Here is a 25,468-nt window from a genome sequence, read left to right as displayed (position 1 = left end):
ATATGGCTAAACAAAACAGACAAGAAGAAGTGAATAAACAAGAAGGTATTTTTGTTGATTCAGCATTGAAATGCTTACTAATGATAGCTCAAATGATTGGTATTGCAGCTGATGAAAGACAAATACGTCGTGCGCATATCATAGGCGATACCGGAATGGATCTGACGACTCTCATTCGAACAGCGAAAGAAATGGGACTAAAAGCTCATTTCACGGATTACAATAATAAAAAAAGTAAAGCATCTTTCCCCCTGCCTGCAATGGGGATCTTAAAAAATGGATGTTATATAATCATACTGAATCGAGATGGGAAAAATACGATTGTATTTGACCCTTATAAGAACCATCCAGTAAGTATTGAAGAAAGTATTTTCTTAGACCAATGGAGTGGCAAAATTATCCTGATTGCAAAACAGCCTAGTTTTATTGAAACGGAAGAGCCTAAATTTGGTTTAGCTTGGTTTCTTCCTATTATTGTGAAATATAAAAAAGCCTTTGGGAAAATACTGCTGCTTTCATTAGTGTTACAGATCTTCGGACTTGTAAGCCCTTTATTTACCCAGGTGATTATTAATAAAGTTTTAGTACATCACGGTCTTAGTACCCTCAATATATTTATTGTCGGTATGATAATCCTTTGCATATTTGAAGCGTGGATTAATGGCTTAAGAAGTTGTATGTTTAATCATCATGTAAGTAAAATCGATGTTACACTTAGTGCTAGAATTTTTCATCATGTTATGGCATTACCAATACGGTTTTTCGAAAAATATAAAGTTGGTGAGATTGTATCTCGCATTCGAGAGTTGGATACAATTCGAGGGTTTATTGTCGGATCTGCTTTCACTGCGGTTCTCGACAGTGCGTTTTCAATAATCTATCTTGTGATCATGCTAACGTACAGTACTTATCTTACTGGAGTAACAGTAGTAGCTCTAGGCCTTTATATTGTGCTTAATTTAATTTTAACTCCTTTATTTCGGCGAAAATTGAAAGAAAAATTTAAACTTGAGACTGCAAACCAAACCTTTATGATAGAAGCCATTACTGGCATTCAAACCATAAAATCATTGGCGGTAGAAAAATATTTTATTCAAAAGTGGGATGAAATGTTATCAAGATATATTAAATCGGTTTTTGTCACTGCCAATATAAACAATATCGGTCATAATGCAGCAGCGTTAATACAGCAGCTTTGCATGATTGGCATACTGTGGGTTGGTATCAATCAAGTTATGGAGAACCGGTTAACAGTTGGAGAATTAATTGCTTTTCAAATGTATTCCAGTTTTGTAGTTTCTCCAGTGTTGCGATTAGTGGATATTTGGCAGAATTTCCAACAGACAAGAGTATCGATTAATCAGCTCGATGATATTATGAGTGAAAAATCAGAACCTGTTTTTGATCCAAATCGAACGACCCTATCAACGATTCGTGGAGAAATTGTATTAGATCGAGTCACTTTCCGCTATCGTGAAGATACAAATGAGATACTAAGCCAGATTAATCTCAAAATAGATGCTGGAGCTAGTGTAGGAATTGTTGGCAGATCGGGATCAGGTAAAAGCACCTTGACTAAAATCATTCAAAGGCTGTATGTGCCAGAAACAGGCAGAATACTAATTGATGGTGTAGATATGGCTCAAGTCGAACCGGCTTGGTTGAGGCGGCAGGTAGGGGTAGTATTGCAAGAAACTTATCTGTTCAATGGAAGCATTAAAGATAACATTGCGTTAGCGAAATTGGATGCGAGTATGGAGGAAATACAAAAGGTTGCACAAATTGCAGGGGTAGATGAATTTGCCAAAGAAATGCCCAATGGTTATAACACGATTGTTGGTGAACGCGGCACTACATTATCGGGTGGTCAAAAACAACGTATCGCCATCGCCAGGGCACTGCTTACAGATCCAAGAATTCTTATATTTGATGAGGCTACCAGTGCATTAGATAATGAATCAGAAAATATTATAAAAGCAAATCTCGGCCAAATGGCAGCAGGACGAACATTAATTATGATCGCTCATCGACTAACGACCATACGTGACTGCGATACTATTATCGTAATGGAGCAGGGGAAGATTGTTGAACAAGGATCGCATCTTGAGCTCCTAAGCCAAAAAGGTAGTTATTATGAATTATATAAGTTGCAAGAAGTTGAGAGTAAAAATGTAAGTTGAGAATCAGGACTCCCTCATTAGATGAAGGAGTCCTGATTTTTTAAATAATTAAATTAACGCAAAATAACATAATAGAACAAATGTAAAAGTGAATAATTGCACAAAAATACTTTTACGTATGTTCTAGTTGTGATAGATTGATAAAGTGATAGTGGTAATGTATAATTATGAACTGTAAAGACAAATAGTATACCATGGCAAAGAGATACGGAAGATTGGTGGGGGGTGTTTCTATCAAAAAGATTATTGATGACACAAGGCTCATTTTTAAGTGCTGCAGCCTCTACTATGATGATAAAATGAGCCAGCAAGAAATTTGTGATCAGCTAAATATTTCTAGGCCATCTGTTTCAAGGATGATTAAATTAGGGGAAGAACTTGGCATTGTGAAAATTGAAGTCACGAATCCCTACAACTTAACATTTGGAAAATTAGAGCGAGAATTAGAAAAAAAGTTTAACCTGAAAGAAGTTATTGTAGTCGAGTCCAGTCCGATTGAAACAGGTACAGAACGGATTAGCAGCAGCTTAGGAGAAGAAACATTAAATTTTTTATCCAGAACGTTAGATGATGGCGATATTGTAGGGGTTTCGATGGGAATGACGCTGCAAAATGTGATTAGAGCAAAGCGTAATATTGAAGAGCCCATTCGATGTACCTTTGTACCTATCGTTGGTGGTATTGGTGAAAGTAGATTGGACATCCATTCCAACTATATTGCTGGTGAATTTGCGAAATTATTTGGTGGTGATTGTGTGCAATTTTTTTCTCCGGCAATTTTTTCGAATGTAACTGTACTAGAAGGATTCCTCAACGAAAAATCAGTGAGAAGTATCTTTAATCTGTATCGAAATGTAGGAACTGTCATTATGGGAATTGGCATACCGGAGCGAGGACGTTCAACCCTGTTGACTACTGGTTATATTGATGGAGAGGTGTTGGATAGTTTCGCTGCAGCTGGAGCCGTCGGAGATATTTCGCTGCAATTTTTTGATCAATCTGGCAGCACAGAAAACTTCAGAGAGTTTAATGATCGGGTGGCGGGAATGCCAATCGAACTATTGAAAAAAGTACAAAAACGGATTGGTATAGCAGGCGGCAGTCAGAAAGCACAAGCCGTACTGGGTGCGATTAATGGTGGATTCTTAAATATATTGATTACTGATCTTGATTGTGCAAATGCTTTGATTGAGATGTGAATGATAGAAGATAGGAGGTTGTTTGCAATGAATTTGAGCAATTTATTTTTGGGATTGATAATTCTTATGATGATTCAAGCAATTGGCACATATATACAAGTTCAGCAATATAAAAAGGCAGTTCGAAGAGTGCATAAAATGGGTAATGTTGGTATCGGAAGCAAAAAAGGCAGGTTTAGACCTGGCAACATAGTTGTAATTGCTTGTAATAGTGAGGGTATTATTACAGCAGGTGAAATTATGGAAGGATATACTGTTTTTAATGGCTTCAAAGAGGTTGCTGGGATAATTGGTAAAAGTATTTACCAATTGCGAGCAGAATATGGACAGTTGCCGGAAAAAAAACAGAAAGCATATAAAGCACACATGCAGGCATTAGATGCTTTGAATGTCAGATTGAATCCTGTAGAAGTGTAAAAGGATCATTCCTTTATGATGTTCTAATGATTTTCGCCATATATGTACTAGATTGAAAAAATAAACTACAAAATGGAGGCGCAGAATATGGAATTAATAGCAGAATTGGCAAATGGGTTTATGGAGCTTTTTAAAGCAGGAGCAGATACTTTTGCAGGATGGGTAATGGGGATTATTCCGCTCATCGTTGTACTGATGACGGCAGTGAGTGCTGTTATTAAATTAATTGGTGAAGAACGTGTGCAGAGATTGGCACAGAAAGCAACCACTAATATTATTACTCGTTATACAATATTGCCTATATTATCCGTTTTATTTTTAGGGAATCCTATGTGCTATAGCTTTGGACGATTTGTAGAAGAAAAACATAAGCCTGCCTTTTATGATGCGACAGTTAGTTTTCTGCATCCGGTAACAGGATTGTTCCCTCATGCTAATGGTGGTGAGCTGTTTGTTTATATGGGAATTGCTGCAGGTGTTACAGCCCTTGGTTTTCCTTTAGGTTCCTTAGCTGTTAGGTACTTCTTAGTTGGGATTATTGTCATCTTTATACGCGGTTTTGTTACTGAAAAGATTTATGCCTCAATGAAAGCAAGAGAACAATAAACATCACTGTCATTATTAATAGAGAGGAATGATTTTATGTATAAATCGATTACCATTTCAAAAGGAAACGGCGGCTGGGGTGGTCCTTTAACAATCATGCCGACTGATACGTGCAATAAAATTGTGAGTGTAACTGGTGGCGGTATCCATCCAGTAGCTGCTAAAATAGCAGAAATGACGGGGTGCCAAGCGATTGATGGGTTTGTAACATCCGTCCCGGATCATGAGATGCTGGTTGCTGTTGTGGATTGTGGGGGCACAGCGCGTTGTGGTGTTTACCCAAAAAAGAAAGTGTTTACAGTAAATTTGACACCCGTTGGAAAAGTAGGGCCTCTTGCTCAATTTATTACCGAAAACTTATATGTTTCAGCAGTCACCGAAAAAACACTGGCATATGCTGCGGAAGATGCGGTTTTAACAAGCAAAGAAGGAACTGCTGTTGAGACTAAAAAAACTAGTTCTGAGCCAAAAACAAAAGCGCAGGCAAGAGCGGAACTTGCAGCAATGAATGCTGGGAAAAAGAAAAATATAATTACTCGCCTTGGAATTGGTGTTGGCGGAGTTGTGAATAAATTCTATCAAGCTGGTCGCGACACCATTGATATGGTCATAAAAAGTATATTGCCCTTTATGGCATTTGTAAGTATGATCATTGGGATTATTAAAGTATCTGGTATTGGAACCCTAATTGCAACTACCATTTCGCCGTTGGCAAGTACGCTGCCAGGGATGCTGGTCATTTCTGTTGTGTGCTCCCTGCCATTTATATCACCAGTTATTGGACCAGGTGCAGTTATTGCGCAAGTTGTGGGAACCTTATTGGGAGTTGAAATTGGATTAGGTCATATTCCCGTGCAATATGCATTGCCTGCTTTGTTTGCAATCAATGCACAAGTAGGCGGAGATTTTGTTCCCGTAGGATTAAGCCTCGGAGAAGCTGAACCTGAAACAATTGAACTTGGTGTGCCGGCAGTGTTATATTCACGCATCATTACCGGACCTTTGTCAGTCGTTATTGCATATTTATTCAGCTTTGGCATGTACTAAAGAAAGCAAAAGGATACAGGGAGGATAAGAAATGAAATATCATTCTGCGATTACTGGCTGGGGAACAGGTGCTTTAGAGTTTCTCAGTGATAAGGACTTAAATTTTATCATCCTTTTTAATGAAGGAGCACCACTAGAATTGCAAGAGATAGCGGTTTTGCACAAGCCTGCACCACTCCTTGCAGATTTAGCAGTAGGCGATACTGTAATTATTTGCGATAAGGCATTTACCATAACTGCAATTGGCTCGGAAGCGCCACATACATTAAAAGAACTTGGTCATTGCACCTTGAGCTTTAAAGGTGGGACAGAACCGGAACGTCCTGGTTGCATTATGCTGGAGGGGGAAGATATTAACCCCGAAGATATTACCCTAGGTGGTATTATTGAAATTTTTTAACGATTAAATTTTGCAGGAAGCTGAACTATTTAACTTGTTGTGAATTTTAAAATAATTAAACTAAAAGGAGCTTTACTATGTTAAATATGAATCAGAAACTAATTAAACGTCAACAAGAAGGAAAAATCATCCGCACAGGTATTGTAGGAGCAGGACAAATGGGTAGGGGAATGGTGACACAAATGGTATTGATGCAAGGTATCATGCCGGCCATTGTTTCTGACATTAATATTGAAAATGCTGTGCATGCCTTTCACTATGCAGGTATAAAAGATGATCAAATTGCCATAGTTGATACACTTGCAGATGCAAATAAATGGATAGAAGCTGGTAAATATGTTGCTACTGTCAATGCAGATCTTATTTCTCAAGCTAATTTGGTAGAATGTGCAATTGATGCTACTGGAGTTCCTGATGTAGGTGCAAAAGTTGCAACAGATGCCATGAGAAATGGCAAGCATGTAGTTATGCTGAATGTAGAAACCGATGTTGTTATTGGACCGTACCTTAAGCGATTAGCGGCACAACAAGGTGTTATTTATACCGGTTCAGCTGGTGATGAGCCAGGTGCTGTTATGGAGTTATATTGTTTTGCAAAAGCAATGGGTATGGATGTCAAAGTCATGGGTAAAGGTAAAAACAACAAATTGGATTATGCATGTAATCCGGACAGCGTGTTAGAAGAAGCAACTCGCCGTAAAATGAGTCCTAAGATGCTTTGTTCTTTTAAAGATGGTACAAAGACAATGGTAGAAATGACAGCTATGTCAAATGCTACAGGGTTAGTTCCAGATGTAATTGGCGGACATGGTATTGCAGCAACAGTGAAAGAGCTGCCAGATCTATATAAACTTAAACAAGATGGCGGTATCTTAAATAAACATGGTGTTGTTGAATATGTAAACGGCATTGCTCCAGGGGTATTTGTTGCTGTTTCTACTGAAAATGAAGAAATTGCTTATCAAATGCGCTATCACAGCATGGGTAATGGCCCATTATGGATTTTGTATCGCCCATATCATTTATGCAATTTAGAAACGCCATTAACAGTCGCTAAAGCAGTTATTGATGGAGAATCTACTATAGTTCCAATCGATGGACTTGTTAGTGAATGTATTACCGTTGCAAAAACAGATTTGAAAGCAGGTCAATATATTGATGGTATCGGTTGTTACACAACTTATGGATCAATTGCTAGCGCTGCAGAATCTGATGCGAAAGGTTATGTTCCTTACGGTTTGGTATCGAATAAGACACGTATGCTAAAAGATGCGAAAAAAGGCCAGCTTTTAACCCTCGATATGGTAGAATTAGATCAAACAACATTAATTTATAAACTTCGTAAAGAACAAGATGCGATTTATAACAAGTAGAATATTTATTGATTAAGAGTTACAATAAAAGCTGGTATGAAAATTCATATCAGCTTTTATTGTAAAATACAGTATGTAAAAGGGAGAGAAACAAATGAGCAATATTGATGAGATGTCAGTTAATGCAATTCGAATTCTATCGGCAGATTCTGTACAAAAAGCCAATTCCGGTCATCCTGGTCTACCTCTTGGCTGCGCAGCCATGGCTTATGAATTGTGGGCTAATCAGATGAGGCACAATCCTAAAAATCCAAAATGGATCAATCGGGACCGCTTTGTTTTATCAGCCGGACATGGTTCAGCCTTACTCTATTCTTTATTACATTTATTTGGTTATGGTAATTTATCAATTGAAGATTTAGCGCAATTTAGGCAAGAAGATTCATTAACTCCAGGTCATCCAGAATATGGCCATACCGTAGGAGTGGAGGCTACCACTGGACCACTTGGCGCTGGTATGGGTATGTCCGTTGGTATGGCAATGGCGGAAGCTCATCTTTCTTCTATCTTTAATAAAGAGGGATTTCCGATTGTAGATCATTATACCTATGTATTAGGTGGTGATGGATGCATGATGGAGGGAATCACATCAGAAGCATTTTCATTAGCTGGAACGTTAGGTTTAAGTAAGTTAATTGTAATTTATGATAGCAACAACATTACCATAGAAGGCAGTACAGACATCGCCTTTACAGAAGATGTGGAAAAAAGAATGCAGGCATTTGGTTTTCAGACCCTTGTAGTCGAGGATGGAAATGATCTTGGGAAAATTGGCAAAGCAATTCAAACGGCGAAAGCAGAAACCAATAAGCCTTCCTTTATCATAGTAAGAACACAAATTGGCTATGGCTGCCCTGCGAAACAATGTCAAGCAAGTGCTCATGGGGAACCCTTAGGTGTAGAAAATGTTGTAGCGTTGAAAGAAAATCTCGGATGGGAAAAACAAGATGCATTTTATGTGCCTGATGCAGTATATCATCATTACAAAAAGATTGCTGAAAAAAAGGCCGAAGATGAAGTAGCTTGGAATGCTCTGTTTTCGACTTATAGTAAAAAATATCCTGAGATGAACACTCTTTGGCAGCAATATTTTGATGGTAACGCATTAACAAATCTCATGGATAACGATGAGTTTTGGGCATACGCTGATAAAGCAGATGCGACAAGAAACCTGTCTGGAATTATGATTAATCGTATTAAGGATATATTGCCGAATTTTATTGGCGGTAGTGCTGACCTTGCGCCTTCCAACAAAACGAATATGAAAGATGCTGGAGATTTTTCAAAAGCAAACTATAGTGGCAGAAATATTCATTATGGTGTAAGAGAGCTTGCAATGGCCGCCATCAGTAATGGGCTTGCTTTACATGGAGGACTAAAAACGTTTGTTGGGACATTTTTTGTATTTAGTGATTATGTGAAACCAATGGCAAGATTGGCATCATTAATGGAATTACCAGTTACATATGTATTGACTCATGACAGTATCGGTGTTGGTGAAGATGGTCCTACTCATGAGCCTATTGAACAACTAGCCATGCTGAGAGCAATGCCAAACTTCACGGTATTTAGACCAGCAGATGCAACGGAAACATGTGCTGCGTGGTACTATGCTATTACTTCGGTAAAAACACCAACTGCTTTAGTCTTATCGAGACAAAACCTGCCACAATTAAAAGGGGCAAGCAAAGAAGCGTTAAAAGGTGGTTATATTCTAGCTGATTCCAGCAAAGCGATGCCAGATGGAATTATTATAGCAAGCGGATCAGAAGTGGAATTGGCAGTCAATGCTAAAATAGAATTAGCGAAAGAAAATATTGACATAAGAGTTGTAAGTATGCCGTCTGTAGATGTTTTTGAGGAGCAGTCAGACGAATATAAAGAAAGCGTGCTGCCAAAAGCCGTAAGAGGGAGAGTAGTGGTAGAAGCAGCCAGCGATTTTGGTTGGGGCAAGTATGTTGGACTTGATGGTGGGTATGTCACCATGAAAGGTTTTGGAGCATCAGCGCCAGCAAAAACACTATTTAATAAATTTGGTTTTACAACAGAAAATGTTGTTGCAGTAACCAAAAAGGTAGTGAAAGGCAAATAACGGAAGAAATAATAGAAGCTGTAGTGTTAAAGGAGAACGGTTTCATGAAAAAGATAGGAGTGTTAACCAGCGGAGGAGATGCCCCAGGCATGAATGCAGCCATTCGAGCTATAGTGAGGACTGGGATTTATCATGGTCTCAAAGTCGTTGGAATCCAAAGAGGGTATACGGGGCTATTACATGGTGAAATAAAAGAAATGCATATAGCATCGGTTGGCGATATCATTCATCGAGGCGGAACGATTCTTAAAACTTCTAGATGTGAAGAAATGAAAACAGAAGCTGGTATCAATAAGGCAATAGAGATAGTAGAGAAGCATGAAATTGACGGCCTCGTCGTAATCGGTGGAGATGGTTCTTTTCAAGGAGTCAATAAACTTGGCCGTGGAAATATAAAAGTGATGGGAATTCCCGGTACGATTGATAACGATTTAGCATACACCGATTATACAATTGGTTTTGATACGGCAATTAATACAGTGCTCGATTCTATCAGCAAAATAAGAGATACATCTATGTCTCATGAGAAAGTAACCATTATTGAAGTGATGGGGAGGCACTGCGGAGATATTGCGCTTTACGCAGGTCTTGCTGGAGGGGCGGAAAGTATCTTAGTTCCAGAAGAACAATATGAAGTGAAGAAAATCTGCGAGAAAATGCTGCAAGGCAGAAAGCGCGGCAAAGCCCATAATATTATTATGCTGGCCGAAGGCAGAGGATCTGCTGCAGAGTTACAAAATGAAATATTGAATAATACTGGTATTGAATCAAGAGTTACTGTGCTAGGATATCTTCAACGTGGCGGAGTACCCACCGCTGTTGATCGAATATTAGCAAGCAAAATGGGAGCTATGGCTGTTAATCTGTTGATAGAGGGAAAAACGAATCGTGCCATTGGCATAAAAGACAATCACTTGATTAACATAGATATTATGGAAGCCCTTACAAAACGGAAAGTATTTGATCAAGAAATGTACAATTTATCTCAAATATTGTCAATTTAATGGACGGTAAGGGTAAGGTGAAAAAATGAAAAAAATCGAAGTAATAAGCGGAAAAAACATTAAATTGGCATTAGGCAATTCAAAGCGTCAATACCTAGTGGGCGAATTAGCCTTGCCTCAGGAACTGGAATATTTACGTGACCCCCATGTGGAAGCTGGCATTACAGAGTACACAGAGTATACAATTGAAAAACCGCATTATCATACAACGACAACGGAATATGCCTACGTATTAGCAGGGGAAAGTAAATATATGAACGTAAATACAAGAGAAGAAACCTTCGTAAAAGAAGGAGACTTTTACTTAATTCATCAAGGGATTACCTACGCACAAAAATCCAAAGCAGGATTTAAATTATTGTTTTTTAAATATCCTTCCGGTAACGATAAAGTTACCGTTGAAGATGATGGAAGTCTAGATGAGTGGTATAGCAGCTTTTAAAAAATGATCTGTTATGATAAAAGCCTAACAGGCAGATATTATTTTTCGTAATTTGCAATTAAACGTGAAATATATGACAGGGGAGCAGTGCTGCTCTGCACAGATGCTAAATCCTCCTCCTGCCGTAATGCACGTAATCCTTGGACACTAATCTCAACGATGTCTTCTTGGGGTTGTGCATTGGCTGAGTCGTAATTACGCTTATAATCGTTACTGCTTTTTTGTATATGAATCATCTGATTTTGCCTAGAGATTTGGAGATAGGCAGCGTCCATTTTTCGTATAGGAGAGATTTTATTGATTGGCTGCATTTATGATAAACTCCTTTCCTTTGGAATTTACTTGAAATACTAATAGTAGAATAGTACATAAATGTGACAAAATAATGACGGTTGGAACCAATATACAAATATTGAAATCTTTGTTACATTCGTAAACGATTTAATGTAAGAGATTCGATGCTTTTAACTATAGCAATTTCGATAGAAAATAAATTTTTAACAATAACCCATATCTTTTTTTGCAGAAACAAACACTAAGAGTATATAGACTACTAATATAGAACGATTTATAAAGTAATTCACGTTTAAGTAGTTAGTGATAAAAACGTATAGTTGAAGGGTTAAAAAAATAAGAAAGGATAAAATGAAATGAAGATAGAGTCCAATATTCATGGAATCATTGTACCTCATATTCCGATATTGCTAGCAAAGGAAATGAACGATCAATCCTCTTCTACTATAAAAGCACTCCGAGATTGTGGAATGAGAATGCAAGAGTGGGGTGTGGAGGCCGTAGTTGCGGTCACAACTCATTGGCAGACAAAAGAATCTTTTTTTATCGATAACTCATTGCATCATGAAAGCATTATGGATAATAGTGGAGTTCAAGGTAAAAGTAAATATAGTGTCGCTGGGCATCCTGAATTGGCAAATTTACTCTTACAAGCGGGTGAAAAAAGCTTGATCTATCCTAGTATTGGCAAATATTGTGCAAACCATACTATCGCCATTCCATTACAATTTATGTTTCCAGAAGGAAATATACCGATTGTTCCACTTTCAGTGTCGGGATCAATGCTTTGTGCTTTCCGCTGGGGAAGGACCTTAGGGAATACGCTAAGAAGTTGGCGGGGGAAAGTATTATTTCTTGTTTTAGGTGCCTTTTCTCAAAGGCATGCCCGTTTTATGGATGATGGATGGTTAATCGAACACGAGAATTTTGATCAGTTAATTGTTAAGCTGCTTTCAGAGGGGAAAGGGATGGAGCTTTTAACATTGGATCAGGAACGAATTGAAAATGTAAAACCGAAATCTGCCTTCCTCGGTTTGTTTATGTTACTTGGAGTAATGGGATCAGAGAGTCCTGGGTATATTCGAGAAAATGAACACCTGTCTTACGGAGGAATGAGAATCATTGAATTTACAGATTTTCAACCTTCCAATGTGCTTCATTAAAGAAAGGAGGAAAAAGTAATTATGGATGAAAATGTAAATTTAACGGATGAGGAAATTCTTCGTTTTTTTAATGAAGGAGATAAGGAAAGAGCATTAAAGTTGTTTATAAATCAATATCAGGCAAGACTTTATTCTTTAACGTATCGTATGCTTGGAAATCATGATGATGCAATGGATGCATTACAAGAGATTTTTATCCAGATTAATCGGTCATTACAAACCTTTAAGGGACGTTCAAGTTTATATACTTGGGTCTATCGATTAAGTTCTAATATATGTTTTAACTTTCGTAAGAAAAGAAGTAAAACGAATCGTCAGATGGAGTGGGATGAAGGACTCCAAAGCGCAATGCTGCCAATTGAGCGCCCCAATGAAGATCCTGACACGATGTGTGAGACGAAGTACAATCAATTTCTCGTTCAGCAAGCAATATTGAAACTGCCGGAAACCCAGCGAGTACTTCTTATATTACATGATCTCGAGGGACTTTCAGTTCCAGATGCGGCTAGTATTTTGAATATCAATACGAATGCAGCAAAATCAAGAATTCATCGTGCCAGAGCCGCCCTGCGCAATATTATAAGTAAAGGATTTGTAGTAAAGGGAATGGAAGGCGTTGGTGTTTTCACAAGTGAAGATGTTAGTAAAATGATATAAAAAAATTAAAAGAAGCCGTATCTATAATCAAAAATACATTGTCTAAACTAATAAACAATTAATAGGGGGAATCTAGATCATGTCAAAACGTTATTATGAATGGAGTATGCTTGTACTTCGTGTTTCTTTAGGAGCCATCTTTTTAGCTCATGGATTGCAAAAAATATCTGGAATGGATGGGATTGTGCAGTGGTTTGCTTCAATCGGACTGCCGCCTTTACTCGCCTATGTAGTAGCGGCCATTGAAACCGTAGGCGGCGCCTTCCTGATTCTTGGACTATTTACACGCCTTGCAGCGTTGGGAATTGTATTTGTTATGTTAGGGGCAATCTTTTCCGTCAAAATAAGTAAAGGATTTATTGGCGGCTATGAATTTGACGTATCATTACTTGCGGCTGCAATATCATTGATTTTGTCAGGAAGTCACACCTTTACTTTAGGAAATCTATTGCGTTCATTAACAGGTTCTGCGACAAACCAGACAGTTGAAAAATAACGACAATATCCTACTACTATTTACGAATATCTGCTTATCGTATTAAATTGATGTATGACTTACTAAGCAATGCGCTATTGGCTTACTCCATAGCGCGTTGTTTATTGTTAGGTATAATTAATATGGCAGGGGTTTGTTGAATTCTCGCGAATCTCAATATATGGACAAAATTAGGTTATACTACAGGATAACTGGCTTACATACTGCATAAATTGGGAGGCGTAACTTTGGCAAGTGGAGTAAATGAAAAATCAATTTCTTTTAATTCATATGAGACAATGGCGGACTATTATTTTGAATGTGTGGATACGAAACCATTTAATGCGTATTATGAAAGACCGGCTACCTTGTCATTGCTTCCTAGTGTAGCAGGGAAAAAGGTATTAGATGCGGGATGTGCGGCTGGGTGGTATAGTAAATGGCTGCTGGATAAGGGAGCAGATGTAACAGCCATCGATTTTAGCCCCAGCATGATAGAAATGACAAAGAAAAGAATAGGTGATCATGCTGATATTATAAGAGCCGATTTGAATGAACCCTTAAGCTTCATTAGAGACCAGTCCATAGACATTGTAGTATCATCCCTGACACTTCATTATGTTAAAGACTGGAATCTTGTCATGGATGAGTTTAATCGCGTAATAAAGCCTTTGGGAACACTCGTTTTCTCTGTGCATCATCCATTTATGGACTTTACATATTTTAATAGAGAAAACTACTTTCTAACGGAAATTATTGAAGATGAATGGGAGACGAATAAAGGAAAAGTCAAAGTTCAATTCTATAGGAGACCTTTGTGTGACATCATTTCACCTGTCATTAATGCTGGTTTCAGGATTGAGAAACTAATAGAACCGATGCCGACAGAAAAATTTAGAGAAGCACATCCACACGCTTATGAACGCCTCACTCAAAAACCTCAGTTTCTTTTTTTGCGTGCAAGAAAAGCGTAGGATTGAAGTGTTAGGAGCAAACGAATGGTGTTTATCGACAAATATAAAATCACAAGTTTATTTTAAGCATCTTTTTGAAAATGCAGTGTATAAGAATTTGGTCACAGGACAATAACTAATCATGCGGTAACTGGTAGCATAAGCACAGCAAGGGAGGTTTGAAGCATGAGAGAAAAATTGATATCTGGCATGTTTTCCACTGTGTCTGAAGCTGAATTGATGATGTTATTAGCTGCTGAGTCTGGGGCTGAAGAGGCATCGGCCGAGCAGCAAGAAGTCAATATCCAAGACCATACAACTAGCAGCAGCTGATCTTTTACCGCCGGAGCTTTGTTTTGCAGGATAGCTGTTTTTCAACGCAATTGTAGCGCTGATTTCCTAGCATACTGCACCAGTGCCGCAAAACAAGAGAGAACGTTCCTGATTTTTAGGAACGTTCTCTCTTACTTATAGATAGGCACTAGCGTCTTTAGTTAAATAATATAAACAAGGAAAAGCAGAGAATGACTTTAAGGTATAATACAAGAGAAAAAATTGGAGAGGAAATAATAGCATAAAGAAGAGGGGGAAACGGATTGCAAAATACAGCTGAAGTTCTCTTGCAACGGAGTAGGCAGTGCTTGTAAAAAAATAGCAAAGCTGTTGACAGAGGCTTAAAATGGAAATATACTTGTAATTAGTAAAGTCTGACATTAGGGCAGTAGTGAAATTGTATTCTCCCCTACGATACGTCGTTTGGGGGGATTTTTATTTGAGCAAAAAACAAGTAGCAGTACTATATAAGGTGAAAGAGGCACAAGATGAAGTACACAATAAAATTAATTTGGATGGTAATGGCGATTGTAATGCTAGGAAATGAAGCCATTGCTGCGAACTATGGCGAAATTAAGTTGGATAAAATCGAAAGGCTTCCCGAGTGGGAAATGAAAAGTACTTCTCAGGAGGGAACTCTGCTGCTTTCAGACAGTCCTGAAATGGTCGAGGAAGATGGGATTTTGTATCAGGATAAGGTGGAAGGAAAGGCTCGTCTATTTTTCTATCATGTGAACGCTTCCAAAACTGCAAAAACGATGGAAGTCTTGTTAGAAAACAAAGGACCAGAAGTCGCTCATGTCAATGTTAGTAATTCGAGTTTGGGTGGGCCAGGCTACGCCTGGTTGGCAGTAGGAAAAGAAACACAGATGAAATATCTTTCTGGTACACCATCTTATCAGATAACGATTCCGCCAGGTGGAGTGGTACCCCTATCGGCAAAAATAAGTGAGACTGCAGTATTGCCGAATATGTTGATTCATGGCATTTACGACTTAACAGCAGATCATCCCATTCATATAAAAGTCATGATGTTGTCCTTATTTGAAGATAGTGTTAATTTTTCTAAAACAGCGCAAGTACTGCCTGCCGATCAATGGCATTTGCGCGGTACCTTCGAGGGGGCAAATCGTAAACTTTCCTCAGCGGAGCCTTATGATCCCATACTTTATAGAGCCGTAGGGATAACCCTGGCTGACAACGTAATTGACCGTTATTTGCAGGGAATTGACGCAACGGATGGATCGCAAGTGATCAATTATGGGAATTATGGTGTAGTCTATGATATTGTACCGCCCGGCAGAAACGGACGGAAAATTTCATACTATTTAGTGCCGCTAGGCGGATATTATGCCGGCGGCTTAGGGATACACCACCCGGAGGTTGATTGGAGTCCTATGCCAACACCGCGCGGAAAAGTACATTTTGAGGATAACAAATGGAAAGAATTCTCTTTCTTAGGCACTTACGACAAAAGTGAAGCGCTATCGTTTACCTTTAGTCCTCCAGGTGCATCCAACTTACCTGTAAAACTAGTAATTATATCACAGTAATTACGGATATGAGAAACATGTTCATTCATTTGTTTGGTATTGACTTTCGGGTTGATAGAATGATATGGTAAATAAAATGTGGATAGTCATCTGATAACAGAAACGATTTTTATATAAGGAGTGAAGATAAATGTACAAAGTAGCGCATATTGGACTAGTAGTGAAAGATGCTGATCGATCAAGCTTATTTTATCAGCAGGTTTTAGACTGTGAAGTGGTAAACTCATACCAAGATGAACGCGTTAAGTTGATTTTTCTCAATTCTGGCGGGCAAATCATTGAACTGGTACAACGCTTGCAAGAAAGTGCGTCGGAGCGTGCTGCTGGTATTGTAGATCACATTGCCTTTGAGGTAGAAGATGTATACGCAGAAATGGAAAGACTCCATGCTGCTGGGGTAGTAACGTTGTCTGATACGCCTGCAGGGATAGGAAGAAGCTTGAAAAATTTCTTTTTTCTTGGGCCTGATGGAGAACGGTTAGAATTTTTGCAAGGGGTTATATAAAGAGTTATACATAATAGTAGAACTGAAGCGTCCAAAAGAGGCGCTTTTCTTATATACGCTTTTAAATGTGAATGTAAAATTTGCAAGAAGATTGAGATTGAGATTGAGATTGAGGCGCAACTGAGTGTTTCCGATAGCAATTGTAAAGGCGATTTGCCATGCGTGACGATTGCGGAAGTAAGGATTCGAGAAAATATTTTTGTAGAAAGCATAAATTGAAAAATTGGGTATATGTTTTGATGACAATACCTGTTAAAATCAAAATATAATAAAAAGGAGGAACAAAAGTGAGACACCTTAAGCAAGAGAAACAACTACAAATGAATGATAAACCAGTAATTAAAAATGATAATAAAATATACCGTTTACAGAATCCTGTCCGCAGTGAATTATCAATGACTGTTCTATTTTTATTTAAGGGACATATTACTAAAAGTGTGAAAAAAACAGCAGAGAAATATCCCCAGACGAACATCATTTTTGATAAGGTTGGTGGATCGTGGTGGAAGCCGGAATACCATATCATAGTTGGCGGGAAAACGAAAAAGGCTGTCCAGGCCTCCGCTGAAATGCTGCAAAATACTTTAAATTTCAAAAAAGAAAGCTGAAATATTGAGTAAGAAAATGCCTGAACCTTTGCAACTAGCGAAGATTCAGGCATTTTTTGCATAAACACAACAAAAAATGAAAAAAGCTCTAATTAATGCTTCTAAATTCTTAAAAAGTTCATAACTAAAGAATGATGAGGTAAATTGACTCAAGTGTCAATGAGGGGGAATCCCTTGGAACATATTTGTTTTAGAGAAGAAAGGAGGTTTATTTATTGTCGCATCTATCAAATCACGATCTTCCTAGATTAAAAAAGAACCTTGCAGGCAGACAGGAACATAATTCTCTGAAGCGGTACATCGAAAGAACCAGAGAGAGAGAGTATATTGCTGCAAAACTTTCGACGCACAGTCCTATTGAGGTAGATACATCCTATCGAGTGGCTGTTCGCAAAACACTCATCAATCCTCGAGATGGTTTGTCGATGAAACGGATCATCGGAGAAAGTGACTTATTACCCGTCTCTTATATGCAAGCGGGGATGAAAGCGAGTAAATCGGTGTGTAGAATTGAAATACGTGATTCGGTCGGTAGAGTGCTTGGTCATGGTACAGGATTTCTCATTGCGCCTTGTTTGCTGCTGACCAATCATCATATCTTAGAGTGTGAAGAAGCAGCTCAGTTTAGCCTCGCTCAATTTAGCTATGAGGTTGATCTCAACTTAATGCCATTGCAGATTAAGAGTTTTCGTTTTGTGCCGGAACATTTGTTTATAACGGATGCAAAACTAGACTTTACAGTAGTTGCATTAGAAAATGACTCTGCAGAGGGAACGACATTAAGTGAATTTGGATTCTTACCTTTGTACCCGGAATCAGGAAAGGCACTTTTAGGTGAGTCGATTTCAATCATTCAGCACCCTTCAGGAGCACCTAAAGTAGTCGCTGTCAGGGAGAAAAAAATCATTGACGTATACGACGATTTTATCAACTATACAAGCGGCATTTTGCCAGGGGCATCAGGGTCTCCTGTTTTTAATGACGAGTGGGTGACGATCGCTCTTCACCATACAGGCGTTCCTGATCCTGATGATAGTAGCAAATATATTGTAAATGAAGGCGTTCGTATCAGTAGTATTATGAAATATCTTAATAGACTAAAGCCCACACTGCTTGAAGAGCAGCAAGTTTTACTTGATAGTATTTTTGCCGGCTCAGAGTTAGCAAATTATGATAGAAACCCGATGGTAATAGGAAATTTAGATATGGAATGGTATGAAAGATCTGCAGGTTATGATGCGATCTTCCTTGGTGAAAATTACGCAGTACCTCTTCCCACGCTGCGGCCGGATCTAAGGCGAGATGTTGCTAAGCTAACAAACGGAAAAACAGTATTAGATTATACCCATTTCTCGATTGTTATGAGTAAATCACGTCGTTTAGCGTATTATACGGCAGTCAATATTGATGGAGGACACCTCGTTTCTGTACCGCGTGCCCGCAAATGGTATTATGATTCTCGTCTTAACCGCAAATACCAATGTGGTCCTGAATTGTATAACAACAATGATATCGACCGGGGTCATCTGGTTCGTAGACGGGATCCCGTATGGGGCTCACTTGCCAAGAAAGCCAACGAAGATACCTTTCATTTCACAAATTGCTCTCCCCAGCATAAGAACTTTAATCAAATGATATGGCTAGATTTAGAAAACTATATTTTAAGTAACACGGAAACCTATAATCTAAAAGTAACTGTATTCACAGGACCGGTCTTTCGCGAGGACGATGTCCTATACCGTGGTGTGAAAATTCCCGCTGAATTCTGGAAAATAGCGATTATGGTGAAAAGGGATGGCAATCTATCAGTAACTGCCTATTTGCAGACGCAAAAAAATCTGATTAGAGACTTGGATTTTGCATTTGGCAGTTATAAAACGTATCAAGTAGCTGTCAGCAATATCGAAATTTTAACGGGACTTGATTTTGGTGATTTACGAAATTATGATCCTTTTAGAACCATTACGGCGGTTACCGGGGATATTGAGCCTGCAATTGTCAATGTGATCAACATTCCTTCCGATATTAGAATCTGATTAAGGTCAAACATTGTCAAATTCCTTTTAGAGACTAATGGGTAATAAAACAGTTTAAGGTAGAAGCGACAGTCTGTTGCTTCTACCTTAAATGTGTAATAGGTGAAAGTATTATAGTTTATTAATCGATAATGGCGTATGTGCATCGTACATATTACATACAAAATAACCTGAGCATTACAATGTTATTTAGAAAGGATCTCGTTAATTTTATTTATATATTGATCTGGTACTGACATAGCAGTAGTATTCAATTTCCAATCATGACTTACAAAGTCGTGGTAACTTAAAATGTATGGGTGAAGCTGATCGGCCCAAGCTTGATATGAGCCATTTATATGAATATTAAATTCAGCAGGCAATAACTGTATATCTATTTTTTGATGGGCAAGAGCTAAGGAGAGTGCAAATTGATCTGTGAAATATTTGTGCTGCCCCAATTTACTCCATTGATCATTGGAGAAAAAGGTGTCAGTAATTAGGTTTGCATAGTACAACCAGGTAATTCGTAATGCTTTGACATATTTTTGGGGAATAAAGAGAACCGCACTATTCGCATGAATTTTCTTTTCATCATCTGGCATAGACAGGTTAAAGTAGTTATACAAATATCGCCATTCGTGAATGGTAAGCGGATCCAACAATGAATCGCAGCGACGGAAACTCTCGGACGATATTTCGGAGGTAAAATCCCGTGTAACTGCAGTATCGCAGTCTAATGCCACTAAAACATCATACTCTTCTTCAATTTCAAGCATTCTAATTTTGTTGCAGTGCCTTTGTAATTTTGGATCATAAGGCTTAACAATCTTTACTTGTACGCCCATAGCTGTTAAGGTTTCATAAATATTTTTATCGATGGCATCAACGAAATTTGCTCGTAATTTTGCCTCGGCTAAATGGCCTCCAAACGTTTTGATCGTTTTAAATAAAGTAATGATTCTAAAGTGGAATGTTTCATTATTTTCCCCAAGACAAGTAATTAATAACTTGGTCAAAATTGCACCTCCTCAGATTGACAATGTAACTACTAACGTTAGTCACTATATATGTGATACTATGCAACCTTCATGAAGAGTATACTGATAGACATTTGACGTTGATAATGAAATTTCAAATCGTATTGTGAAGGAAACGATGAAAGTGAAAAATAGAAACAGTAACAAAAGGAAGAAGCTTTTAATATCATATTTTGTAGTTCATTTTTTGCAAGAATAGACGCCAGAGGCAATGTGAGAATTGGCAATAAAGAGTCTTAAAATTGTGCTAATGAGAGTGATTACCAGCATTTCGTGAATAGAGGTGTTTTATGAAAAAACTCTTGGTTCTGAATCATTTTCCCACAATTTTTCCTCCCAACACGGGTGGGGTACTTCGGTATTTTCACCTTTATAATCAGCTGAGTAACGATTATGACATTACTTTACTATCGCAAAAATATACCCCTGAAGTGGAGAACGTTACATATTCTGATACCTTTAGAGAATACAAAATCCCTACAAATGAGATTCAGCATGAAATCGATAAAATGCTGATGGGTGAAGGGATTGGACCACGATTTTCAACCCATGCTGCATTAAGCTGCTCATTAATTCATGAGCCTCCAACCTCATTCCTCAAGTATTATTATCAGTTTTATGAAGCTAGTGATATTATCATTCATGAATCTCCTTTCATGCTTAAATATGATATCTATTTTGGTTTGAAAAGGAAGCCAAGAATTTACAATAGCCATAACCATGAATCAGAATTTGCTAAACATGTTTGGCGTGGCAACCGCTCCCATGAATATGTAAATTATATTACAAAACTAGAAGAAATTTTAATTAAAAATGCTGCAATTGTTTTCGCAACATCAGAGGAGGAGCGAGAAAGCTTTTTAAAAGCTTTCTCTGTTGATAATCAAAAAATTAAACTTTCACCAAATGGAATCAATCCTGAAGAATGGCACCAAAGGGTAAGTAAGTCATTGACGAATCAAAAGGGTACAGCTTTTTTCATTGGAAGTATGCATGAGCCGAATATCGAGATTGTAAAATTTATCGTGTATCAATTGGCCCCAAAATGTAAACACATCGATTTTATAATTGCTGGTCAATGTGGTCTTGAATTCTCTAAAATAAATATTCCAAATGTAAAAATTTTAGGTGAAATTGATCATAAACAGAAAGTTAGACTTTTTTCAGAGGTAGATATTGCCATTAATCCCGCATTTTTTGGTACAGGAACAAAAATTAAAACGTTAGAATTTCTGTCTGCTGGAATCCCATTACTATCAACCGACATAGGCGTAAAAGGAATCAATCTTGCCCAAGGTACACACTATTTTCATGCTGCACATGAAAATTTCGCTTTGACATTAAACGAGGTTTTAAGAGATAGACAACGATTAGAATCAGTTGCCGATAATGGTCAAAAATATGTAAACCAACAATATTCTTGGGAAGGTATAGCGAAAATGATGAAAAAGCAGATTGATGTTTTGTAACATAGGAAAGGCTTGAAGATCAAGAAAGGAGTTTTTTATGCCAATCAAAAGTATTTACGAGCTGCTCTCAATTGTAGAAGGTATTGAAGGGTGGCTGTCTCCGTGTGAGCAAATTGCATTATTACATTTACCTTCAATGGTTGATCACGTATCCGGAGCGATAGTTGAAATCGGTTCATATAAAGGAAAGAGTACAACGGCGTTAGCGCTTGGAAGTTCTTTGTTAAGTAAGACGAAACGTCCGGTTTATGCCGTAGATCCATTTGTTGTACCCCCTTATGATTTTTTTGAGAATAATATGAAGAAGCATGGACTAGGGGAATTTGTCATTCCAATAAAGAAGCATAGCTTTGAAGCGTATGAGGATTGTCCTGAATCTATTTCTGCATTATTTATAGACGGCGATCACGAATATACAAGTGTCAAACATGACATTATTCAGTATGTACCAAGAGTCGCGGCAGGGGGATTCATTGCTTTTCATGATTATTCCGAGTATTGGCCTGGAGTCATGAAAGCCGTAAACGAACTTTGTAAAAGAAATCAATTTGAGTTTGTAACGATATATGACAATTTATTGTTTGTACGAAAACTGTAATTTCATTAGAACTTAAGTTTTACAAATGGAGTGACTATTTTAAAGAGGTGATGCTTACATGGATTGCACAATAAAGCAATTATTTGATACCTTTCTTCCGATCTATAGGAAAAAAGAAGTTTCAGAGCTTGTGGATAACCCGGATTCAAGAAAATGCTTTATGAGGAAGTTAAGAGAGATATGCGCTAAGGAAGTAATGAAAAGTACTTCGATTGTGACTTGCACAAATAAACCTCATTGCATGGATAATATATTTCAAAACTATCAAAACCAAGTTTGGGGGAAAAAAGAACTTATAATCATTTTAAACCGAGATGATATCGATAGGTATAAGTGGGAAAAAAAGGCGGAAAATTATAAAAATGTTTATATTTATCAAGTGCCACAAGAGAAATCCTTAGGATACTGTTACAATTTTTCTATTAAAAAAGCGAATTATGATTATATTGCAACATTTGATGATGATGATTACTATGCTCCCAATTATTTGACGGACCTAATGCATGCGTTTTTATATACGGATGCTGATATCGTTGGCAAACTTACATATTATACTTACCTTGAAGAAAAACGGCTTCTTATACTTCGGAATCCTTTTCAAGAATATAGATACCTAGATGATAAGTTGTCATTCTTAGATGGTGGTAAGAAAATTATAAAAAGAAAAGTTTTTGACCACGTTCAATTTCGAGATATTTCTAATCTAGAAGATGTATATATGTCTCAAGATTGCATGAAAAAAGGGTTTAAAATATTTTCTACCGATAAATATAACATTACATACATGAGAAATACGAATAAAGATAATCATACCTGGAAAGAAAATGATGATAAAATACTATCATGGGGATGTTCCATTATTGGGCAAACCAACGACTATAAAACCAGTGTAATCATTTAAAATACGTCAATATAAAGCAAGGAAAATGCAGTAAGTTTTTTCAGAACTTAAAATAGAAACAAAAGTGATCTTTAATAAAGCAGCCCTGAGTCCAAGTAATTAGACTCAGGGCTGCTTTATTAAGGCGAATACTTTTAGGTTGCTAGAATCGATAGCTTTTAAAATCCTTCAAAAAGATGATTTGAATTGTAAAATATTGCAGGTTTTTTGTATTTATGTGGTAAATATGTATAAGAATAAGCTATAGTATCTTATAGCGTTGCATACAGTTAGTCTGATTAGAATGTATCTGAAAGAATGTATCAAATACAATCCTTGATAAGGATATAAGCAGTGTAGTGTTAAGCAGTATATACATATGCGAGGTGTAAAATGAAAACGGTTGATCGCATCTTAGCCACTTCAGACTTACATGGGCAAAACAAGAGATTCTTAGATTTAATAGGAAAAGCAGACTACAATTCGGATCAAGATTTACTAATTGTATGTGGGGATTTAATTGATCGGGGAAATGAAAATTTAGATTGCCTTGCTACTTGTGAAGTTTTGCAGAAGAAGGGAGCAATCATACTCAAAGGCAATCATGAGCAGTTTTTAGAAAAAAGTATCATCGAAATGCTGACAACGGACACTTGGCGAGAACGCCCATCGAACGATTTATATAATTGGATACATCATAATGGTGGTAGAGAAATGTATGAGGAAATCAAGAATCTATCTAGCGAAAAACTTTCACATATACTGCGATTCGTCCAACGTTTACCTGCTTATTTTGTAGTTGGCAAATATATCTTTAGCCATGCAGGGGCTAATAGCCAAAAGCCCGTTGAAGTAAATACCGAGGATGAATTAGTATGGATGAAAAAAGAATTTCCTTGGTGCCCAGCATATCCTGATAAAATATTGATATTCGGACATACTCCCACTTGGTTGCTTCATGGCAGCAATACTGTAAAGGATAAGAAAAAGGCGAAAGTTTGGTATGACAAAGTAAATAAAGATAAGATCTGTGTAGACTGTGGAGGAATTTTTGGAGGACGACTAGCGGCGATAGAATTGCCAACGTATCTGGAATTCTATAATTAGCCAGAGTAAACACAATGTGGCTATTGACCGGGGAAAATACTGAGTAGAAAATACACCAATTGCTCAATCATTAAAGCAATTTTTATCAAGAGGAAATTTGGCTACTAAAGGCCTCAGATATCAGAATATTTTTTTCCACTATATCTTTAGGAAGATGAAATTAATCCTAAAATGTTTTATACTATGAAATGAGCTTTTTTAGTAAAATTTTACTGTACTAGTAAAGGAGAAAATTATGAAGAAATTATTATTGTTAGCAGTAGGTATATGCTTATTGCTTTTGCCGAACTTGAGTTTTGCAGAAGCACCAATTGCTCCGAAAAAAATTGGCGTTTTAGAATTAGAAAACAAAACGCAGTTTCCGTTAACTGGAGAATCAGCTGCAGATGCAATCATGGTGCATCTTTTACAAGCTAAATCTTGTGACGTTATCGAACGAGAATATCTCAATCAAACGTTTATACAAAATGGCTTACAACCAAAGGGTGTTATAGATCCTGCTATCATTTCTTCTGTTGGGAATCAGCTAGGTCTGGATTATATTCTAATGGGGAATATTGTTTCTGCAAAGACAAAAACAACTCCTGCACGTTGGCAACAAGTCAAAATGGGGCAGATGCGGGTTCCGCAGCTTGTTCCAGGCTATAGTAACTCTTATGCGGATTTTGAGGTTATGTTGGTCGATGTAAAAACGTCAAAAATCGTTTGGAATGGAAATTATACTGGTAGTAGTGGCACCGCTGATGTTCGGGATGCCCTAAAGGATGGTGGTCGACAAACCGTTCGTAGAATATACAATTTTATACCTCTACAGGGTTCTATTACTAAGATAGATGGTAATAAAATACATATCAATTTAGGAAAAGAAAATGGAATCGGACCAAAAGACACGTTCACGCTAGCAAAGCAAAATAATGCAATTGATAGCAAAAAGCCTACAAAACTGAAAGTTCTAGAAGTGAGTGAGCTATCTTGTATTGCAATTTTAAAAGATACGAATCGTGTTATAGAAACGGGCGATATTGTTATAAAATCCCTTTAGTAATAGTATTGTTTAT

The 25,468-nt window shown here is 37.5% G+C and carries 26 protein-coding genes; 24 read left to right on the top strand and 2 right to left on the bottom strand.

Annotation, left to right across the window (positions count from 1 at the left end; all coding sequences use genetic code 11):
* Positions 1-2 precede the first annotated feature (2 nt).
* The 10 genes from BMZ99_RS06360 to BMZ99_RS06315 all read left to right on the top strand — a co-directional run bounded on the left by BMZ99_RS06360 (position 3) and on the right by BMZ99_RS06315 (position 10,760).
* Positions 3-2,180 (top strand): peptidase domain-containing ABC transporter, encoded by a 2,178-nt coding sequence (locus BMZ99_RS06360; RefSeq protein WP_090934105.1) that lies wholly within the window; start codon positions 3-5, stop codon positions 2,178-2,180.
* A gap of 194 nt (positions 2,181-2,374) precedes the next feature.
* Positions 2,375-3,379, top strand: coding sequence for a sugar-binding transcriptional regulator (locus BMZ99_RS06355; RefSeq protein WP_090934103.1), 1,005 nt, complete (start codon positions 2,375-2,377; stop codon positions 3,377-3,379).
* A 27-nt stretch (positions 3,380-3,406) separates the two neighbouring features.
* Positions 3,407-3,796, top strand: coding sequence for a transcriptional regulator GutM (locus BMZ99_RS06350; RefSeq protein ID WP_090934100.1), 390 nt, complete (start codon positions 3,407-3,409; stop codon positions 3,794-3,796).
* 87 nt (positions 3,797-3,883) lie between these two features.
* Positions 3,884-4,402: a PTS glucitol/sorbitol transporter subunit IIC gene (gene srlA, locus BMZ99_RS06345; RefSeq protein WP_090934098.1), complete on the top strand. Its 519-nt coding sequence runs from the start codon at positions 3,884-3,886 to the stop codon at positions 4,400-4,402.
* 36 nt (positions 4,403-4,438) lie between these two features.
* Positions 4,439-5,449, top strand: coding sequence for a PTS glucitol/sorbitol transporter subunit IIB (gene srlE / locus BMZ99_RS06340; protein WP_090934096.1), 1,011 nt, complete (start codon positions 4,439-4,441; stop codon positions 5,447-5,449).
* A 31-nt stretch (positions 5,450-5,480) separates the two neighbouring features.
* A complete protein-coding gene (locus BMZ99_RS06335) occupies positions 5,481-5,849 on the top strand; it encodes a PTS glucitol/sorbitol transporter subunit IIA (RefSeq protein WP_090934094.1) in 369 nt (122 codons plus the stop codon).
* A 77-nt stretch (positions 5,850-5,926) separates the two neighbouring features.
* On the top strand, positions 5,927-7,222 hold the full coding sequence (locus BMZ99_RS06330; protein WP_090934092.1) for an NAD(P)H-dependent oxidoreductase: 1,296 nt from the start codon (positions 5,927-5,929) through the stop codon (positions 7,220-7,222).
* A gap of 94 nt (positions 7,223-7,316) precedes the next feature.
* Positions 7,317-9,314 carry a transketolase gene (gene tkt / locus BMZ99_RS06325; RefSeq protein ID WP_090934090.1) on the top strand — a complete coding sequence of 666 codons (1,998 nt, stop codon included), beginning with the start codon at positions 7,317-7,319 and terminating at the stop codon, positions 9,312-9,314.
* Between the two features lie 44 nt (positions 9,315-9,358).
* Positions 9,359-10,318 carry a 6-phosphofructokinase gene (gene pfkA, locus BMZ99_RS06320; RefSeq protein WP_090934088.1) on the top strand — a complete coding sequence of 320 codons (960 nt, stop codon included), beginning with the start codon at positions 9,359-9,361 and terminating at the stop codon, positions 10,316-10,318.
* Positions 10,319-10,343: 25 nt separating this feature from the next.
* The gene (locus BMZ99_RS06315; protein ID WP_090934086.1) at positions 10,344-10,760 is read left to right on the top strand and encodes a cupin domain-containing protein; all 417 of its coding nucleotides are present in this window, start codon (positions 10,344-10,346) and stop codon (positions 10,758-10,760) included.
* Positions 10,761-10,798: 38 nt separating this feature from the next.
* Here BMZ99_RS06315 and BMZ99_RS06310 read toward each other — a convergent pair whose 3' ends face one another.
* Positions 10,799-11,071: a hypothetical protein gene (locus tag BMZ99_RS06310; RefSeq protein WP_090934084.1), complete on the bottom strand. Its 273-nt coding sequence runs from the start codon at positions 11,069-11,071 to the stop codon at positions 10,799-10,801.
* Between the two features lie 339 nt (positions 11,072-11,410).
* Here BMZ99_RS06310 and BMZ99_RS06305 point away from each other — a divergent pair, with 339 nt between their 5' ends.
* The 9 genes from BMZ99_RS06305 (at position 11,411) to BMZ99_RS06270 (ending at position 19,337) form a co-directional block, all read left to right on the top strand.
* Entirely contained in the window at positions 11,411-12,217 is an 807-nt protein-coding gene (locus BMZ99_RS06305) for a DODA-type extradiol aromatic ring-opening family dioxygenase (protein ID WP_090934082.1), read from the top strand.
* 21 nt (positions 12,218-12,238) lie between these two features.
* Positions 12,239-12,874 (top strand): RNA polymerase sigma factor, encoded by a 636-nt coding sequence (locus BMZ99_RS06300; protein WP_090934080.1) that lies wholly within the window; start codon positions 12,239-12,241, stop codon positions 12,872-12,874.
* Between the two features lie 79 nt (positions 12,875-12,953).
* Positions 12,954-13,370, top strand: coding sequence for a DoxX family protein (locus BMZ99_RS06295; protein ID WP_090934078.1), 417 nt, complete (start codon positions 12,954-12,956; stop codon positions 13,368-13,370).
* Positions 13,371-13,597: 227 nt separating this feature from the next.
* The gene (locus tag BMZ99_RS06290) at positions 13,598-14,323 is read left to right on the top strand and encodes a class I SAM-dependent methyltransferase (protein ID WP_217645056.1); all 726 of its coding nucleotides are present in this window, start codon (positions 13,598-13,600) and stop codon (positions 14,321-14,323) included.
* Positions 14,324-14,488: 165 nt separating this feature from the next.
* Positions 14,489-14,635 carry a hypothetical protein gene (locus tag BMZ99_RS26230; RefSeq protein WP_175490486.1) on the top strand — a complete coding sequence of 49 codons (147 nt, stop codon included), beginning with the start codon at positions 14,489-14,491 and terminating at the stop codon, positions 14,633-14,635.
* A gap of 488 nt (positions 14,636-15,123) precedes the next feature.
* The gene (locus BMZ99_RS06285) at positions 15,124-16,188 is read left to right on the top strand and encodes a hypothetical protein (RefSeq protein ID WP_090934076.1); all 1,065 of its coding nucleotides are present in this window, start codon (positions 15,124-15,126) and stop codon (positions 16,186-16,188) included.
* 130 nt (positions 16,189-16,318) lie between these two features.
* Positions 16,319-16,693, top strand: a complete 375-nt coding sequence (locus BMZ99_RS06280) for a VOC family protein (RefSeq protein ID WP_090934074.1) — start codon at positions 16,319-16,321, stop codon at positions 16,691-16,693.
* A gap of 287 nt (positions 16,694-16,980) precedes the next feature.
* The gene (locus BMZ99_RS06275; RefSeq protein ID WP_245754847.1) at positions 16,981-17,301 is read left to right on the top strand and encodes a hypothetical protein; all 321 of its coding nucleotides are present in this window, start codon (positions 16,981-16,983) and stop codon (positions 17,299-17,301) included.
* A gap of 215 nt (positions 17,302-17,516) precedes the next feature.
* Positions 17,517-19,337 carry a DNA/RNA non-specific endonuclease gene (locus BMZ99_RS06270; protein ID WP_090934072.1) on the top strand — a complete coding sequence of 607 codons (1,821 nt, stop codon included), beginning with the start codon at positions 17,517-17,519 and terminating at the stop codon, positions 19,335-19,337.
* A gap of 185 nt (positions 19,338-19,522) precedes the next feature.
* Here the strand turns inward: BMZ99_RS06270 and BMZ99_RS06265 are convergent, their stop codons facing one another.
* The gene (locus BMZ99_RS06265) at positions 19,523-20,335 is read right to left on the bottom strand and encodes a hypothetical protein (RefSeq protein ID WP_090934070.1); all 813 of its coding nucleotides are present in this window, start codon (positions 20,333-20,335) and stop codon (positions 19,523-19,525) included.
* Positions 20,336-20,646: 311 nt separating this feature from the next.
* Between BMZ99_RS06265 and BMZ99_RS06260 the strand changes: the two genes are divergently transcribed.
* The 5 genes from BMZ99_RS06260 (at position 20,647) to BMZ99_RS06240 (ending at position 25,452) form a co-directional block, all read left to right on the top strand.
* Positions 20,647-21,825 carry a glycosyltransferase family 4 protein gene (locus BMZ99_RS06260; protein WP_090934068.1) on the top strand — a complete coding sequence of 393 codons (1,179 nt, stop codon included), beginning with the start codon at positions 20,647-20,649 and terminating at the stop codon, positions 21,823-21,825.
* A gap of 37 nt (positions 21,826-21,862) precedes the next feature.
* The gene (locus BMZ99_RS06255; RefSeq protein WP_090934066.1) at positions 21,863-22,423 is read left to right on the top strand and encodes a class I SAM-dependent methyltransferase; all 561 of its coding nucleotides are present in this window, start codon (positions 21,863-21,865) and stop codon (positions 22,421-22,423) included.
* A gap of 58 nt (positions 22,424-22,481) precedes the next feature.
* A complete protein-coding gene (locus BMZ99_RS06250; RefSeq protein ID WP_090934064.1) occupies positions 22,482-23,324 on the top strand; it encodes a glycosyltransferase in 843 nt (280 codons plus the stop codon).
* Between the two features lie 372 nt (positions 23,325-23,696).
* Complete coding sequence (locus BMZ99_RS26940; protein WP_245754846.1) at positions 23,697-24,410, top strand: metallophosphoesterase; 714 nt, start codon at positions 23,697-23,699, stop codon at positions 24,408-24,410.
* Between the two features lie 235 nt (positions 24,411-24,645).
* Positions 24,646-25,452: a CsgG/HfaB family protein gene (locus tag BMZ99_RS06240; RefSeq protein ID WP_090934062.1), complete on the top strand. Its 807-nt coding sequence runs from the start codon at positions 24,646-24,648 to the stop codon at positions 25,450-25,452.
* The last annotated feature ends 16 nt before the right edge of the window (positions 25,453-25,468 follow it).

Source organism: Pelosinus propionicus DSM 13327 (assembly GCF_900114615.1).
Classification (GTDB): Bacteria; Bacillota; Negativicutes; order DSM-13327; family DSM-13327; genus Pelosinus; species Pelosinus propionicus.
This window is presented reverse-complemented; position numbering and strand designations above follow the sequence as displayed.